This window comes from Bacillus sp. SIMBA_026 (assembly GCF_046535335.1).
GTDB lineage: Bacteria > Bacillota > Bacilli > Bacillales > Bacillaceae > Bacillus > Bacillus velezensis.
The window spans coordinates 1-246 of the sequence record NZ_JAWRWX010000389.1 but is presented as its reverse complement, the minus strand read 5'-3'; the positions used below and the strand labels follow the sequence as shown (position 1 = coordinate 246).

Here is a 246-nt window from a genome sequence, read left to right as displayed (position 1 = left end):
ATTCAGCGATCAAGATATAGTGATCGTCGACTGCTTTAATCAGGTGATGGACGGAAAAAACTATTTCAACTTAGACCAACATAGTCTCATCGGATTTGAAAAAAAAGTGTTTGCTTGGACAGGCTTCCCGGCGAGCCTATCAAACTCCAAGCAGGTTCACAGAAGCAACACTCCAGATAAACTAAAAGAAAGATTTGTGTCCGTCACCGACCATGGGAGCTATTTCAATAATGCCCGTTACTTTAC

1 protein-coding gene is annotated in these 246 nt (G+C 41.9%); it reads left to right on the top strand.

The annotated features are described in order from the left end of the window. Nucleotides 1-246: hypothetical protein (locus SB847_RS21925; protein ID WP_410578835.1), on the top strand; the 246-nt coding region annotated here is incomplete at both ends.